Source organism: Bradyrhizobium sp. (genome assembly GCF_019244115.1).
Lineage (GTDB): Bacteria > Pseudomonadota > Alphaproteobacteria > Rhizobiales > Xanthobacteraceae > Bradyrhizobium.
On the sequence record NZ_JAFATE010000297.1, the window covers coordinates 1 to 15,172 of the forward strand.

Here is a 15,172-nt window from a genome sequence, read left to right on the forward strand (position 1 = left end):
GATGACGTTAACGATGTAGGGGCGACCCTCGTGGTCGCCCCTCGACCCGTCACCCGCATGTTGAATCCGGACCACCTCGCCATCCTTTCACCGCGGCGAGAACTAGATTGCTTCGCGGACCTGTCATCCGGCTGCGTTTCGCGCGAACCGGATGGCTCGCAATGACCGAGCTTTTTTCTCCGAACGTCACTCAAATCGCAAGATTGTTCTCGCTGAAGCCGATGACGGCAGGTTCGCCAGTTCCCATCTATTCCCGACAAGATTCATCGTGGAATCCTCGCCCATGGCACAACGTCAGCTCAAACTCGGCGCATTCATGCGCCCCGTCTCCATCCATACCGGCGCGTGGCGCTATCCCGGCGCCTGGCCGGACGCCAATTTCAATTTTCCGCATCTGAAGCGGCTGATCCAAAAGCTCGAGGCCGGCAAGTTCGACGCCTTCTTCATGGCCGATCATCTGGCCGTCTTGAACATGCCGATCAATGCGCTGAAGCGCAGCCACACGGTCACCTCGTTCGAGCCGTTCACGCTGCTCTCGGCGCTGGCCGGCGCCACCGAAAACATCGGCCTGATCGCGACGGGCTCGACCACCTTTGACGAGCCCTATCACATTGCCCGCCGCTTTGCCTCGCTCGACCACATCTCCGGTGGCCGCGCGGGGTGGAACATCGTCACCACCTCGAACCCCGATGCCGCGCTGAATTTCGGGCTTGACGATCACATGGAGCATGCCGAGCGCTACAAGCGAGCCCGCGAATTCTACGACGTGGTCACGGGCCTTTGGGATTCCTTCGCCGACGACGCCTTTCTGCGCGACGTCGAGCAAGGGCTCTTCTTCGATCCGGCTCGGATGCACGTGCTGGATCACCAGGGCAAATATCTGAAAGTGCGCGGGCCGCTGAACATCGCCCGCCCCGTGCAGGGCTGGCCCGTGATCGTGCAGGCCGGCGCGTCCGAGGATGGCAAGCAGCTCGCGGCTGAAACCGCGGAAGCCGTGTTCACCGGTGGCGGCAGCCTCGCCGACGGCCAGAAACTCTATGCCGATATCAAGGGCCGCATGGTGAAGATCGGCCGCGATCCCGAGCATTTAAAAATCCTGCCGGGCGCTTTCGTCGTGGTCGGCGACAGCGTCGATGAAGCGAAGGACAAGCGCGCCAGGCTTGACAGCCTGGTCCATTACGACAGCGCGATCGCCTCGCTCTCGGTCATTCTCGGTACCGACGCCTCCGGTCTCGACCCCGACGGTCCCCTGCCCGAAGTCCCCGAGACCAATGCCTCCAAGAGCGGCCGCCAGCGCCTGGTCGATCTGGCGGCGCGCGACAAGCTCACTGTGCGCCAGCTCGCGCAGCGCGTCGGCGGCTATGGCGGGCTGTCCTTTGTCGGCACGCCCAAAACCATCGCCGACCAGATGGAGGACTGGCTGCTGAGCCGCGGCTCCGACGGCTTCAACATCATGTTCCCTTATCTGCCGCAGGGGCTCGACGACTTCGTCGATAAGGTCATTCCCGAGCTGCAAAGGCGCGGGGTCTTCAGGATCGAGTATGAGGGCAGGACGTTGCGGGAGAACCTCGGCCTGCCCAGGCCCAAAAACCGGTTTTTCGAGGCCTGAGCCAGCCCTATCTTACCTCTAAAACCTTGACTTTGCGCCTCATCCGGCTAGGTTGCCGGCCAAATCCGGACCTTCCTTTGGCCGGCGCTCAACCCCTCACAATCTGATCCTTCAGAGGTCTTCGAACATGGCCAAAGCGGTCACCATCAAGGTCAAGCTCGTGTCCACGGCGGACACCGGCTTCTATTATGTCGCCAAGAAGAACTCGCGCACCATGACCGAGAAGATGGTCAAGAAGAAATACGATCCGGTCGCGCGCAAGCACGTCGAATTCCGCGAAGCCAAGATCAAGTAACATCGCGGGGACTAAAGACTTGGACGGGGCCGCACGGCCCCGTTTTTATTTTGTCGCGAGATTGCTAGGATCACGTGCCGGGAGACCTGGGCCTCCCATGACCGCAATTTTGGACGAAAAGAGCGTCGGCGGCTTTTCCGTCGCCTATGGGCGCGACGACACCTACTTTCCACTCTACATCACCGCCGCGCTCGCGGCGATCTTCGTCACAGCCGCCTGGATCACCGGCGCGCTGTACTGGCTCTTGCCGGCGCTCGCCGCGGCGGCCTTCACCTACTACAACCTCCCTCTGCTCGAGACCGAACGCCCCACCATCGGGGCCAACCAATACGGCATCTTCCTGCAGGCGTTCGGCCTGATCCGCTGGCGCGCGATCGAGCGCATCGACCTTGCCCAGATTGCCGAGCGCGCGATGACCATCCACGAGCTGCAGATCGTGCTCAACGCTCCGCTGTCGAGCGCCCTCGTCGTGGACTGGCGCAAGCAGCCGCGCTACCGGCGCCTCATGCGCCTGCCCTGGCGCATGAGCCACAACAACATGGTGCGGGTGAATCTCGAACCGTTCGACCAGCCGCCCGACGTCATCCACCGCACCTTCTTGCGCATGTGGCGGTATTACCGGAGCTGAGCTTCCCTCCCATCGTCATGGCCGGGCTTGTTGTTCCCGGCCATCCACGTCTTGCCTATACGCGCCAAGTAAGACGTGGATGCCCGCGACAAGCGCGGGCATGACGACGGAGTTGGGGATGCGCCGTTCCGATCACGTCCTTGCGACGAGCCGCTTATAGGCATTGGCCGAGAGCCCATAGGTCCAGGCCACCGCCTCGCGCGCGGTGCGCATGTGGGCCGGCACCTGCAAGAAGAAATGCTGATGGGTGCCGTCGGGCTCGGCCGTCGCGTTGATCACCTCGACAGCGGCCCAGGCGTCCGCCGACAGCCACGTCTTGCGCCACAGCACGCCGGTCTCGTCTTCGGCGACGCGGACCGCGCCGCCCTGCCGCACATAGCGTTCCGGGGTCATGATCTCGATCATGCAGCGACGGATCTGCACGTTCTGCTCCTGGTCGATCATCGTGAGCGTGATCCGTTCGGGATAGAGGATCAGCCAGCTCGGAATCACGACACCCTTCCAGGCCCACACCGACCAGCCGTCCCGAAAGCGCAGCGCCGGCGCGCCCTCGTCGTGAAGCCGGTCGCGGCCATCGCCGCGCAGCCGGTCCGGCCGCTCCACCAGCCAGCAGATCCGCGCATGCGGTTGCACCCAGCCGACGCTCTGCGCGAGCTGGATGAGGCCCTGCAGAACGTCGGTCTCGGCGCGCAGCCCGAGGATGTTGCGGTAGTAGTCGTAGGCGCCGAGCCAGGACATGTCGTGCGGGCCGATCGCTTCGAACCGGAAGCCCTGGCGGCCCAGCAACGCGTTCAGAACGTAGGACCAGGTGAACGGGCGCGCCCGACGCAGGCGATCGAGCAGCGGACCCTCCTCCTGCGCCACCCCCTGCATGATGATCTCCGCCGCGGCCTCTACCAGCGGATCGGCGGGGCTCGCCTTGGCCGCCACCTCGGTCCGGATGCGCCGGTGCAGGCGCTTTGCGACCGCAGCCGCCGCCTGCCGATGCGGGCGATCCAGGATCGCGGATTTGACGTTTGGCCCGTCGGCACCTGACGCGCGGAGCGCAAAATGCGACAGCGCGATCGGGCCATCGCACCACACGATGCGCGCCGGAGGAGCCAGGCCGGCCGCACGATACGCCAGCCGCACCCCTTCCTCGGCGACGCTGCGCGCCGCGGATATGGTCGAACGCCGGATCGCGGCCCAGCGCGTGCGATAGACGCCGAGCGCGGTCGCCTGCTCCGGCGTCAGGGCCTCGAACTCAGTCGGCAAGGACGCGCGCGTCCCTTGGCCCGAGCTCACGTTGGCGGCGAACCCGATAGGTGCCGCGCGGCAGCGTCAGCGGCGCGTGCTCCTCATGGGTCACCCGCGCGGAGGGCGACGTGACCTGGACATGGCCGATATAGAGGCCGGGCGGTATGTCGCGCGCGAGCTTGTCATCCTGGAACATGGTGACGTGGTCCAAAATCGCGTGGTGATGGCCCGTCCTCTCGCCTTCCGCCAGCACCATCGGGCTTCCATCGGCATTGTCCGAGACCGTTCCTGATGGCGCGACATCAGCCACCCGCTCGAGCAACAGGTCACCTTGCGCAAAAATCTCAGTCATCTTGCCGTCTCCTTCTCCCCGGGCATCCCGTCGCGGCGTCGATGCCGGGATTGCTTCCGCCCTGGTTCGAGGCTGGCCCGTGCTCGCGAACGCCGGCGCGTGCGGGCCGCCCCGGGCTCAAGCGCAACAGCGCGCGGCGCTGCCGCTATCGCGCTTCACCCTGTTTTGGACACGACCTTCATGCCGCTGCGGTTGCGCAAGCCTTGCGAGGAAAACCGCAAAACGCTCCGCGCTTGTCGAGCGCGGAGCGCGCTCTCGGGGATCATGCCCGTGGCCAATCTTCGAAGTTCGCCCCCGCGAATGCCTCAGCGCGCGAACATCGGAAAGTGGTCGCCACCAACGTTACTCCCGATTTGAAGTTCCTGCACCAGCCGTTTGGAGGCCGGTGCAGGCGCAAACCCGACGCAAGACCGCTGTGCCTACTGCACCACCTCGCCGTGCAGTGCCAGATCGAGGCCTTCGCGCTCGGTGTCCTCGGAGACGCGCAGGCCGACAAAGGCCTTGACCACGAACAGGATGATCAGGCTGGCGACCGCGTCATAGACAAACACCGTCGCCACGCCGATGCACTGGTTGAGGAATTGGACGGGATTGCCCTCCAGCACGCCCGCGGTACCGCCATATTGCTTGACCGCGAACACTCCGGTCAGCAGCGCGCCCACGATGCCGCCGACCGCATGCACGCCGAAGCAATCGAGTGCGTCGTCGTAGGAGAACAGGTGTTTCAGGCCCGTGCATCCCCAGTAGCACACGGCGCCCGCGGCGATCCCGATCGCGAAGGCGCCGACCGGTCCGACAAAGCCGGAGGCCGGGGTGATGGCGACGAGCCCTGCGACGGCGCCGGAGCAGATACCGACCACGGTCGGCTTGCCCTTCAGCGACCATTCCACCAGCATCCAGGTGAACCCCGCGACGGCTGTCGCGATCTGCGTCACCAGCATGGCCATGCCGGCCTGCATGCCCGCCGTGACGGCGGAGCCGGCATTGAAGCCGAACCAGCCGACCCAGAGCAATGAAGCGCCGATGAAGGTCAAAACCATGTTGTGCGCCGGTCCCGTGTCCTTGCGCCGGCCGAGCATGATCGCGCACATCAGCCCCGCCACACCGGCATTGATGTGCACGACGGTTCCACCGGCGAAATCGAGCACCTTCACCCAGGCATCGTCATTGCCGGAGTTGAAGATTCCGTCGGGACCCCAGACCCAATGCGCGATCGGCGCATAAACGAAGATCGCCCACAGCCCGATGAACCACAGCATGGCGGAAAATTTCATGCGCTCGGCAAAGGCGCCAGCGATCAGCGCCGGCGTGATGATGGCGAACGTCATCTGAAAGCAGATGTAGACCGCTTCCGGAATGGTCGCGGCCAGCGGATTGGGATTGCCGATGCCGCCATTGCCGATATCGCTCAGGATGTCCTTCAGGAACATGCGATCGAGCCCGCCGACGAACGGCGTGCCGGCGCGAAACGCCATGCTGTAGGTCAGGGCGGCGAAGAGAATGGTGACGAGGCAGGTAACCGCAAAACTGGTCATGACCGTGTCGCCGACATTCTTCTTGCGCACCATGCCGCCATAGAACAGGCCGAGGCCCGGGATAGTCATCATCAGGACCAGCGCGACGGAGGTCAGCATCCAGGCGGTGTCGCCGGAATTCGGCGTGCATTTTTCCAAGATCTTGCCGCCGCACGCGGGCGGGGTCGCCGCCGCGTCCTCCGCGAACGCCATACCGCTGCATGCTAGATAGAGAACCGCGATCCCCGCGAGTGCAATACCCCAACTTACCAACCTTGGATTCGCGAGCCTTTGACTCGCGAGCCATTGGCGCGCGTTAGTCCCTAATTCCATCGTCCTCTCCTTGTCCCAAAAGTCTTGAGATGATGTTTGAAGGCTCAAGTGCCGTTTGGCCGATCTCCTCTCGCTTTGACGCGAGCGGTTCGCGCATTGGCAAGAACGGCGACCGCCCACCCGTCGCCCGCCAACCGCATCTCGCAATGTCCTGAATGATCGTGTGATGTCGATCGCCTGCCCGAGGCGATGCAAATGCCGATCCCGGATGCAACAACGGGGTACGTCCGGCGCCGCGATCCGGCCGATACCGAACTGGAGACTGGCGACAAGCCCCCCATGGAAATCCCACGGCTAACCGGCCCTTTCCCCCAGGGTCGGCAACCACTGGCTGCGGTTCCCGCCCAAAGTTGTTAGTCAAAAATTAATCAAGAATCGTGCCACCCGCGCCGCGCTGCTAAGCTGCTGCAGAGCATGCGATTTTCGGCTGCCGCCAGGAAACCGGCCGGCGTTTGCCACATCACGCAGCAGGCCAAAGCTGAAAAATTAGGCAGAGTTCAGGTTGAGCTGCCGCGGCCGCGCACCACTGTGCGCCTTCCAAGGCGCGCAGCCAGCGAAACCAATGGTCCAACCGCACCGCCCCTCAGTCCGAGACGATCGCGGACGAGTGTGGTCGGATGCCGCCGATTTTCTGGGAGTATCGCAATGACCAAGATCGGAAAGCGGCCCTTGCCGTCGCGCTTACGATGATGCTGTCGCCCTTCGTGCGCGACATCGGCACGGCTCCGGGTGGCGCCGGCGTGGAGCTGGTCGGTGGCCGCAGGCCGGCGTATCCGCCCTGGGCCGTGGGCGAAGCCGGGGCGGACCTGCCGTCCGGGCCCGGACTGGCCAGCGGCGCCGCCACCGCTAAATGATCGGGCAGGTCCCTGCCCGATCATGCAAGGACGGACGCTTCGCGCGTCAGTGTCTGATCGGCCTGAACACGATGACGGTGCCGGTCGGCTCCGGTGCGTGCGGCTTCAGGCTCGTGAGGGTGGCATCGCTCCAGTCCGCGAGACTGACCACTTCGCTCGATTGCACGTCGGTCTCGGGAATTTCGGTCGGTTCGAGCACCTTGAGGCCGCTTTCATCGAGGAAGAACGTGTGATCGCCGAACACGTCGGTCAGTTCGGTCACCGCCGGATGGTCGTCGGGAAGAACCTGCGCTTCCATCTGACTCAACACTTGGGTCACCTGCGCCGAATTCAATCTCATGGGCTGCTCCTTGCTTCGAGTTGAGCCGCTGCGGAAGCCCGCGACCCGGTCCGGAACCGCTGATGTCCGGACGGCGGATGCAGGACCCAACATCCGCTCACCGAGATGGTTCCGAGCAGACGTCGAGCGCTTTTTTTTGCGAATTCACCGCGCCTGGTTCGGATCGGTGGGCGTGACCAACGCGCCGGCCGAGCGGGCCGCTTCGCTGGTCTTCGTCACCGGCGCACCGCTTTCGACGCTCCTGCCGCTCTGCGTGCGGATGATGTCGACCACCACGATCAGGATCGCGGCCAGCGCAACGGCCGCGGCGATCCAGCCGATGGTCCAGCGCTTCATTTGCTGTCCTCGGACACCGTCGCGCCTTGGCCCGCATTGACGCGCGGAACGAGCGTCGGGGCTGACGTCCCGACCTCGTGCAGCTCTTCTGTGCCACAGCCCGGGCAGCGGAATCGAATTCGTCCCCAGGCCCGGCCCCGTTCGATGAAGGCCGCCGGCATGGGCCAAGTGCCACACCGCGAGCAGTGCGGAAGAAGTTCATCGGGAGAGAGCAGCATGGCACCGATCCTCGACAGCAATCGCCCCATCTGAAAACCCGGGAGAGAGCGCGAGGTTCCGGGTTCCACTTTTGGCCGTGGCCGCAGCGCCGGGTCATTGGACTCGTGCACCCGCCGATCCGGCATTGATCGAAAATCAAAGCCGGCTCACGTCCGCTCGACGGCGGCGAAGGCCCAGCTCCTGCCTTTGCCGCGCAGCAATGCCTGGTTGATCCAGACCATTCCAAAGGGTTCAAGCAGACGCGCCTTGGTCAAGTCGCCGGCATCGAGCGGCTCGAAACCGAGGTTGGAGAGCACGGCCGCGACGATCGATTTTGCCTCTGGATCATCGCCTGCCATGAACATGACCGGCCGGTGCGGCAGGCCGGCATTGTCCGCCATCATTTCCGCGCCGACCTGATTGAGCGTCTTCACCACGCGTGCGCCCGGCAGCCAGGCAGCGACAGTCTCGCCGCCGCTGGTGGTATGGCCGAGCAGAAGGCCGAGCGCGCCACCGACCATGCCGACCGGATTCATGCAGTCGATCACGATCTTGCCGGTGAGATCGCCGAGCGCCTTGACGGCCGTCTCGGCGACATCCCATGGCAGCGCCAGGATGACGAGCTCGGCCGAGCCAGCCGCCTCGCGTGGAGACGCGAGTTCCCCGCCGACATCGGCGGCAAGACTTTGTGTGGCACGGTCGGCCGCATCGCGCGCCCCGAGGATGATCTTATGCGGCGATTGCTTCAGTCCACGAGCCAGCGCGCTGCCGACCGTGCCGGTGCCGATAATCGCGATTTTCATGTGAGGATCCTCCCTTGATTCCTCTAGACCAACGAGACAGGGAATAATTCCCGGGAGCAATTGCCATGACCAACGCCGACCTCTCCGACGTCTACCGCCGCTACATTGCGTGCCTGAACCGGCAGGACTGGACGATGCTGGAACAATTCGTGGGTGACGATGTGCACTATAACGGCCGGCGCATCGGATTGTCAGGCTATCGCGAGATGCTGGAAAACGACTGTTCCGAAATTCCGGACCTTCATTTCAACATTCAACTGCTGACGTCCGATCCGCCCTACGTCGCGAGCCGGCTGGTCTTCGACTGCACGCCGAAGGGAACGTTTCTTGGCCTTGACGTCAACGGGACGAGAGTCTCGTTTGCCGAGAACGTGTTCTACGAATTTCGGGGCGACAGGATCGTGCAGGTTTGGTCCGTCATCGACAAGGCTGCGATCGAAGCCCAGCTTTCGCTGCAACGATGAGCGCACCGACGGGCCGTATCGAGGTCCCGAGCGTTACCGCCGTCCGCCGCTGGCCTGCGGCAGGCGGCCGGGGCCGTTCGCACTCTCATCGGCCACGACGCGGTTTCGTCCCTCGTGCTTGGCGCGGTAGAGCGCGTTGTCGGCGCGCTTCAGCACGTCGGCGACCTCCTCGCTCTTGTTCTCCAGGGCCGACAGCCCGATCGAGGTCGTGACCTCGATGCGCCTCGCGCCCTTGTGCACGGTGAACGGCTCGCTCGCGATCGCCCGACGCAGCCGCTCGGCGACCATGCCGGCGACATGCAGGTCGGTCTCCGGCATCACGATCACGAACTCCTCGCCGCCATAGCGGCAGGCGAGATCGATGCCGCGAATCGATTTGCGCACGCGCACCGCGAATTCGCGCAGCACGTCATCGCCGGCATCGTGGCCATGATTGTCGTTGATCGACTTGAAGAAGTCGATGTCGAGCATCATCAGCGCCAGCGGCTTGCCGCGGCTGGCGGCCTGGTCGGCGAGCGTCGAAAGATGCGACTCCATGTAGCGGCGGTTGTGCAGGCCGGTCAGCGCATCGGTGATCGCCATCTCGATCGAGTTCTGCACGTTGTCGCGCAGATGATCGGTGTAGCGGCGCTTCTTGATCTGGGTGCGGGCCCGCGCCAGCAGCTCGTTCTTGTCCACCGGGCGCAGCAGATAATCGTTGACGCCGATCTCCATGCCGCGGAGCAGCCGCGCATTGTTCTCGGTCTCCGCGATCGCCAGTATAGGCACGTGGCGGGTGCGCTCCAGCGAGCGCGCCTGGCTGCACAGCCGAAGCCCGTCGAAATTGTCGAGGTCGAGCGAGACGATCAAGAGGTCGTAATTGCCCTCGGCGGCATGAAACAGCGCTTCCGCCGGATTGGGCTCGACATCGACGGTGTGTTCGGCGGCCAGCATCGGCGCCAGCCGCTCATAGGACGCCAGCCGATCATCGACCAGCAGAATGCGCCCGCCCTTGCCCGTGTCCGCCACCGCGTGGCGCTCGGGCGCCTGCACGCCGATCTCCAGAGAGGTCAGCGCGCGCATGCGCAGCTCGTCCGTCATCATCTTGAGCCGCGTCAGCGAGCGGACGCGGGCGATCAGCACGAGGTCGGACACCGGCTTGGTCAGAAAATCGTCGGCGCCGGCCTCCAGCCCCCGCACGCGGTCGGCGGGGCTGTCCAATGCCGTCACCATGAGCACCGGGATGAAATGGGTCGCCGGGTTCGACTTCAGCTTGCGGCAGACCTCAAAGCCGTCCATGTCCGGCATCATGACGTCGAGCAGGATGATGTCGCATTCGGCGCGCTGGCAGATGCGCAGGGCTTCCGCGCCGTTCGCCGCGGTCAGCACATCGAAATATTCCGCCGATAGCCGCGCTTCCAGCAGCTTGACGTTGGCCGGAACATCATCGACCACGAGGATACGCGCGGACATCGAAACAACCTCTTAACCAATAAACCTACGCACGGTCTCAATGAATTTGCCGACCGAGATCGGTTTTGACAAATAGGCCTCGCAGCCGCCCTCGCGGATGCGCTCCTCGTCGCCCTTCATCGCAAATGCCGTCACGGCGACCACGGGGATCGAGCGCAGCTCCGGATCGTCCTTGATCCAGCGCGTCACTTCGAGGCCCGAGACCTGCGGCAGCTGAATATCCATCAGGATCAGATCAGGGCGCATCTTGCGCACGAGATCGAGCGCCTCGAAACCGTTGCTGGTGCCGGAGGTCTGGTAGCCATGCGCTTCCAACAGATCGCGAAAGAGCTTCATATTCAGCTCGTTGTCCTCCACGATCAGGACGGTTTTTGCCATCCCGCCCCTCCCAATCCGTTTGCAGCCCCGTGCTCACGATACGACGGACACCCCAACCGCCCATACCGAAAATCTCGAGTCAAAGTAGCGTCAGATTCGCTCTAACCGGTTAAATCCTACGTCCATCTTCTCCCGATGTGGTTTCCACTTGCTTGAACAGGTTGGAGAGACTCGGGCATGATGGCTCGAATCTAGTGACCATAAGTTAATGGAAAGGCAAACCGGCGCCTTGAAAAAGCCTGTTCAAAACCCTCGGGAAGTCGCTGAAATCGTTGCGGTTCAGGCGCTGTCCTTCATCGCCGCCGATGCGGAACTGTTGGGCCGTTTCCTCTCCGAGACGGGAATCGGCCCCGCAACCTTGCGCACCGCCGCGTCAGACCCGCAATTTTTGCGCAGCGTCCTCGATTTCGTGATGCGCGATGATGCGACCGTGAAGGCCTTTGCCAAAGCCTCCGAGCATCACCCGACCACCATTGCCGCCGCCCATCAGGCGCTCGGCGATGTCAGGTGGGAACGCGACGTGCCGTGAGCACGGCGCGACCAGCGGAAAAGACCCGGACCTGCTTCTGCCGGGACTGCCTTGCCGATCTCGATACCGCGGCGCGGCGCTGCAGCGCCTGCGGTTCCCCTCGCCTCGTCCGTCATTCGCAGCTGGCTGCGCTCACGACCGCGCACATCGACTGTGACGCGTTCTATGCCACGGTCGAGAAGCGGGATAATCCGGACCTCGCCGACCGCCCGGTCATCATCGGCGGCGGCAAGCGCGGCGTGGTATCGGCGGCGTGCTACGTCGCCCGCACCTTCGGGGTCCGCTCGGCGATGCCGATGTTCAAGGCGCTGGCGCTTTGCCCCTCGGCGGCCGTGATCCCGCCGGACATGGCCAAATATGTCCGGGTCGGGCGCGAGGTACGCCAAGCCATGCTGGCGCTGACGCCGCTGGTCGAGCCGCTGTCGATCGACGAGGCGTTTTTGGACCTCTCCGGCACCGAGCGCGTCCATGGCATGATCCCGGCAAAGGTGCTGGCGCGCTTTGCCCAAGAGGTCGAGCGCGAGATCGGCATCACGGTCTCGGTCGGGCTGTCCTGCAACAAGTTTCTGGCCAAGATCGCCTCCGATCTCGACAAGCCCCGCGGCTTTGCCGCGCTGGATCAGGAGGACGCCCGCACCCTGCTCGCCGACAAGCCGGTTGGCTTCATTTTTGGTGTCGGACCCGCAAGCGAAGCGCGGCTCGCATCCCGCGGCTTTCGCATCATCGCCGACCTGCAGCGCGCCGATCAGATCGAGCTGATGAAGCAATTCCCGAGCGAGGGGCAGCGGCTGTGGCGGCTGGCGCGCGGCATCGACGAGCGCCGTGTGGTGCCCGATCGCGGCGCCAAAACGATTTCCGCGGAGACCACGTTCGAGACCGACATCCGCGATTTTGCCACGCTGGAAAAGCTGCTGTGGCGGCTCTCGGAAAAGGTCTCGGGGCGGCTGAAAAACGCCAGCCTGTCCGGCGGCACCATCACGCTCAAGCTGAAGACCGCCGATTTCCGCCAGCGCACGCGCGCGCAGTCGATCGCGGCGCCGACGCAACTGGCAGCGCGGATCTTCTCGGTCTGCCGCGAGATGCTGGCGAAAGAAATCGACGGTACCGCATTCCGCCTGATGGGCGCCGGTGTCAGCGCCCTGCGGCCGGGCTCGGCCGATGACGATGCCTTCGACATGCTCGACCGCCGCTCCGCCCACGCCGAGCGCGCCATCGACAATCTGCGCAAGAAGTTCGGCCAGGGCGCCGTGATCCGCGGCATCGCCTATGATGGGCCGGAAAAGGCGGAATAGAGCCGTCGCAACCCGTCATTGCGAGGCGCATAGCGCCGAAGCAATCCAGACTGTCCCCGCGGAGAGGGGTTGCTTCGCTTCGCTCGCAATGACGGTATGGCTTACGCGTCATTCCGGGGCGCCTCGAAGAGGCGAACCCGGAATCTCGAGATCCCGGGTTCGCGCTGCGCGCGCCCCGGGATGACGGCAACAAGTCCTCTGGACTTGTTGCCGTCAATTGCACGGCTTGGAATCGTGGACGTCGAACTTGCCGAGCGTGCCGGCGATCACGAAATCATTGTAGTCCAGCACCAGCGAGCGGGAGACGCCGTTCTCATAAAGCTCGAACGACATCGCGTAGATCGGCGTTTCCTCGCCCTCCTTCGCCTTGGCCTCGCGGTCGAAATAGCTCACCGTGACCGGCCAGCGCGTCAGCGTCTTCATCTGGTCTGACGTGGTCGAGGGATCGGGTTCACCGATCGCGCGGTCGGGAGAGATCGGTTTTCCGATCACCGTCAGCGTGTTGTAGATTTTCTCGCCATTTTCCGATCCATCATAGACGGTGAGCTCCAGCAGCGACTTGCCCTCGCGCGCGGACTCGATGATGCGCCGGATCTGCTCGGTCGGGAACACCACCGCACCGTCGATGGTAAAGGTCTTGGTTTCCGGCTGCTTCAGCTTGACCGTGATGTGGTCGCCGGTCCGCTCGGCGATGCCGTCGACCGGCTTGGAATCGCCATCGTTCATGCGCGCGTCGATCTTGAAGCGATAGCTTTTGCCGGCGGCATCTTCCCAGGAGGTCGAGCGCAGGTCGCTCAAGGTGACTTTGCCCTCCCCGGCGTCGAGCTCGGAGACCTGCCGGAAATCCGACGTATAGCCCTCGCAGGCGCTGCCCGAGAAATTATACAGGATGCGCCCGCGCGCGCTGTTGATCGTGGTCGAACCGCGCGACCTCACCAGGCTCAGTTCATACAGTGCCTGATGCGGCAGAAAGGCTACGCCGGCCGCAGCATCTGCGACTCCGCCGGACATGACGGCGCTGGCCAACAGAAAAGCCGATACACCAAGCAAGGTCCGGAACGGATGCACCATGACGTATCCTTGAGGTCTTAAGGGGGAGAAGCCGGAAGAAGTGTCACATTAGAGACCGCTCTATTGCGCCGCAACTAGGGCCGCATCACGGAAAGTTGCTTCCTTGGCGCCAAAGCGCGGCCACTCCCGCAGCTCGTCACCTGCTCGCGAGCAGCCGCTCGCTTGCATGTCGCACCGCGATGCGCGAAACAGAGCAAGAATGGCGTTTTCGGCACGATGAGCCGATCGCGATGAACTGGGGATGAAGCATGGCAGGATCAGTTGAACAAAAATTAACCGCCGAAGGCATCGTCCTGCCCGAACCGGTCGCGCCGGTCGCCAACTATGTCGGCTTCGTCCGCACCGGCAACCTGTTGTTCGTGTCCGGCCAGGTCTGCTTCGACGCCGCGGGCAAGTTGATTGCCAAGGGCAAGCTCGGCGCGACCGTCACCACCGAGCAGGGCGCGGCCGCGGCGCGCGGCTGCGCGATCAACCTGCTCGCACAAGTCAAGGCGGCGCTCGGCGACCTCGACAAGGTCGTGCGCGTGGTGCGGATCGGGGGCTTCGTCAATTCGGCGCCGGATTTTCTCGACGGGCCAAAAGTGCTGAACGGCGCCTCCGACCTGATGGTGCTGGCGTTCGGCGACAAGGGCCGGCATGCCCGCACCACCGTGGGCGTGGCATCGTTGCCCGCCGATGCCGCCGTCGAGGTCGAAGGACTCTTCGAGGTCTCCTGAACGAGAGCTTTTTCATTGCGTGCACCGGACTGGCTCACGGCGCGGCCGGTCGCTCATCGCGGCCTGCATGATGTTGCGCGCGGCGTCGTCGAAAACATGCCGGGCGCGATCGATGCGGCGATCGCGGGCCGTTTCGCCATCGAGGTCGACATCCAGCTCACCGGTGACGGCGAGGCCATGGTGCATCACGACGAGGCGCTGGGCCGGCTCACCGATGGAAGCGGCAAGCTCATCGACAAGACCGCGGCCGAGCTGAAGGCAGTCGCCTTCAAGGACACGGGCGAGCGCATGATGACGCTCGCCGACCTCTGCGCCCGCGTGGCCGGACGCGTGCCGCTGGTGATCGAGGTGAAGAGCCATTTTGACGGTGACCGCCGCCTGGTGAAGCGGATGGCAGAAGTGCTGGAAGGCTATTCCGGACCGGCGGTCGGCATGTCCTTCGACCCCGACAAGGTGCTCGCCTTGCGCGAGACCATGCCAAAGCTGTTGCGCGGCATCGTCGCGCAGCGCAGCTATGATAACGGCTATTGGGCCGAGCTGACATCCGCGCAGCGCGCGAGCATGCTCCATCTCCGTCACGGCTTTCGTACCGAACCGCATTTCATCGCGTTCTGGATCGACCAGCTGCCGGCGCCGGCGCCCTGGATCGCCCGCAACATTTTTGGCTGTCCGCTGCTCGCCTGGACGGTGCGCACGGAAGGCCAGCGCGCGCGTGCCGTACGCTTTGCCGACCAGATGATCTTTGAAGGCTTTTTGCCGGAGACGTGATGCC

The 15,172-nt window shown here is 64.2% G+C and carries 18 protein-coding genes; 9 read left to right on the forward strand and 9 right to left on the reverse strand.

Annotated features, from left to right (window positions below; all coding sequences use genetic code 11):
• Nucleotides 1-283 precede the first annotated feature (283 nt).
• From JOZ76_RS13225 to JOZ76_RS13235, 3 genes are all read left to right on the forward strand, one after another.
• On the forward strand, nucleotides 284-1,609 hold the full coding sequence (locus JOZ76_RS13225) for an LLM class flavin-dependent oxidoreductase (protein ID WP_291699073.1): 1,326 nt from the start codon (nucleotides 284-286) through the stop codon (nucleotides 1,607-1,609).
• A gap of 127 nt (nucleotides 1,610-1,736) precedes the next feature.
• Nucleotides 1,737-1,904: a 50S ribosomal protein L33 gene (rpmG, locus tag JOZ76_RS13230; protein WP_291699074.1), complete on the forward strand. Its 168-nt coding sequence runs from the start codon at nucleotides 1,737-1,739 to the stop codon at nucleotides 1,902-1,904.
• A 97-nt stretch (nucleotides 1,905-2,001) separates the two neighbouring features.
• Nucleotides 2,002-2,532, forward strand: a complete 531-nt coding sequence (locus JOZ76_RS13235) for a hypothetical protein (protein WP_291699075.1) — start codon at nucleotides 2,002-2,004, stop codon at nucleotides 2,530-2,532.
• Between the two features lie 132 nt (nucleotides 2,533-2,664).
• Here the strand turns inward: JOZ76_RS13235 and JOZ76_RS13240 are convergent, their stop codons facing one another.
• The 3 genes from JOZ76_RS13240 to JOZ76_RS13250 form a co-directional block, all read right to left on the reverse strand.
• Nucleotides 2,665-3,786 (reverse strand): DUF6745 domain-containing protein, encoded by a 1,122-nt coding sequence (locus JOZ76_RS13240; protein ID WP_291699076.1) that lies wholly within the window; start codon nucleotides 3,784-3,786, stop codon nucleotides 2,665-2,667.
• Nucleotides 3,776-4,120 (reverse strand): hypothetical protein, encoded by a 345-nt coding sequence (locus JOZ76_RS13245; RefSeq protein ID WP_291699077.1) that lies wholly within the window; start codon nucleotides 4,118-4,120, stop codon nucleotides 3,776-3,778. The genes JOZ76_RS13240 and JOZ76_RS13245 overlap by 11 nt, the downstream gene beginning before the upstream one ends.
• A 419-nt stretch (nucleotides 4,121-4,539) precedes the next feature.
• Nucleotides 4,540-5,892, reverse strand: coding sequence for an ammonium transporter (locus JOZ76_RS13250; RefSeq protein ID WP_441300026.1), 1,353 nt, complete (start codon nucleotides 5,890-5,892; stop codon nucleotides 4,540-4,542).
• A gap of 692 nt (nucleotides 5,893-6,584) precedes the next feature.
• On the opposite strand from JOZ76_RS13250, the gene JOZ76_RS13255 reads away from it, so the two are divergent.
• Complete coding sequence (locus tag JOZ76_RS13255) at nucleotides 6,585-6,821, forward strand: hypothetical protein (RefSeq protein ID WP_291699079.1); 237 nt, start codon at nucleotides 6,585-6,587, stop codon at nucleotides 6,819-6,821.
• A gap of 46 nt (nucleotides 6,822-6,867) precedes the next feature.
• Here JOZ76_RS13255 and JOZ76_RS13260 read toward each other — a convergent pair whose 3' ends face one another.
• The 3 genes from JOZ76_RS13260 to JOZ76_RS13270 all read right to left on the reverse strand — a co-directional run bounded on the left by JOZ76_RS13260 (nucleotide 6,868) and on the right by JOZ76_RS13270 (nucleotide 8,498).
• Nucleotides 6,868-7,161 (reverse strand): hypothetical protein, encoded by a 294-nt coding sequence (locus JOZ76_RS13260; protein ID WP_291699080.1) that lies wholly within the window; start codon nucleotides 7,159-7,161, stop codon nucleotides 6,868-6,870.
• Between the two features lie 144 nt (nucleotides 7,162-7,305).
• Nucleotides 7,306-7,497 (reverse strand): hypothetical protein, encoded by a 192-nt coding sequence (locus JOZ76_RS13265; protein WP_291699081.1) that lies wholly within the window; start codon nucleotides 7,495-7,497, stop codon nucleotides 7,306-7,308.
• A gap of 365 nt (nucleotides 7,498-7,862) precedes the next feature.
• Nucleotides 7,863-8,498: an NADPH-dependent F420 reductase gene (locus JOZ76_RS13270; protein WP_291699082.1), complete on the reverse strand. Its 636-nt coding sequence runs from the start codon at nucleotides 8,496-8,498 to the stop codon at nucleotides 7,863-7,865.
• Between the two features lie 65 nt (nucleotides 8,499-8,563).
• Here JOZ76_RS13270 and JOZ76_RS13275 point away from each other — a divergent pair, with 65 nt between their 5' ends.
• The gene (locus tag JOZ76_RS13275; protein ID WP_291699083.1) at nucleotides 8,564-8,962 is read left to right on the forward strand and encodes an ester cyclase; all 399 of its coding nucleotides are present in this window, start codon (nucleotides 8,564-8,566) and stop codon (nucleotides 8,960-8,962) included.
• Between the two features lie 33 nt (nucleotides 8,963-8,995).
• Here the strand turns inward: JOZ76_RS13275 and JOZ76_RS13280 are convergent, their stop codons facing one another.
• A complete protein-coding gene (locus JOZ76_RS13280) occupies nucleotides 8,996-10,414 on the reverse strand; it encodes a PleD family two-component system response regulator (protein WP_291699084.1) in 1,419 nt (472 codons plus the stop codon).
• 12 nt (nucleotides 10,415-10,426) lie between these two features.
• On the reverse strand, nucleotides 10,427-10,792 hold the full coding sequence (locus JOZ76_RS13285; protein WP_291699085.1) for a response regulator: 366 nt from the start codon (nucleotides 10,790-10,792) through the stop codon (nucleotides 10,427-10,429).
• Nucleotides 10,793-11,021: 229 nt separating this feature from the next.
• On the opposite strand from JOZ76_RS13285, the gene JOZ76_RS13290 reads away from it, so the two are divergent.
• On the forward strand, nucleotides 11,022-11,321 hold the full coding sequence (locus JOZ76_RS13290; protein ID WP_291699086.1) for a DUF3572 domain-containing protein: 300 nt from the start codon (nucleotides 11,022-11,024) through the stop codon (nucleotides 11,319-11,321).
• The gene (locus tag JOZ76_RS13295) at nucleotides 11,318-12,613 is read left to right on the forward strand and encodes a DNA polymerase IV (RefSeq protein WP_291699087.1); all 1,296 of its coding nucleotides are present in this window, start codon (nucleotides 11,318-11,320) and stop codon (nucleotides 12,611-12,613) included. Before JOZ76_RS13290 ends, JOZ76_RS13295 begins: the two co-directional genes overlap by 4 nt.
• Before the next feature lie 213 nt (nucleotides 12,614-12,826).
• On the opposite strand, the gene JOZ76_RS13300 is transcribed toward JOZ76_RS13295, so the two are convergent.
• Complete coding sequence (locus JOZ76_RS13300) at nucleotides 12,827-13,684, reverse strand: cell envelope integrity EipB family protein (protein ID WP_291699088.1); 858 nt, start codon at nucleotides 13,682-13,684, stop codon at nucleotides 12,827-12,829.
• Nucleotides 13,685-13,932: 248 nt separating this feature from the next.
• Here JOZ76_RS13300 and JOZ76_RS13305 point away from each other — a divergent pair, with 248 nt between their 5' ends.
• A complete protein-coding gene (locus tag JOZ76_RS13305; RefSeq protein ID WP_291699089.1) occupies nucleotides 13,933-14,400 on the forward strand; it encodes a RidA family protein in 468 nt (155 codons plus the stop codon).
• Between the two features lie 15 nt (nucleotides 14,401-14,415).
• A complete protein-coding gene (locus JOZ76_RS13310; protein ID WP_291699090.1) occupies nucleotides 14,416-15,168 on the forward strand; it encodes a glycerophosphodiester phosphodiesterase in 753 nt (250 codons plus the stop codon).
• Nucleotides 15,169-15,172: the final 4 nt, after the last annotated feature.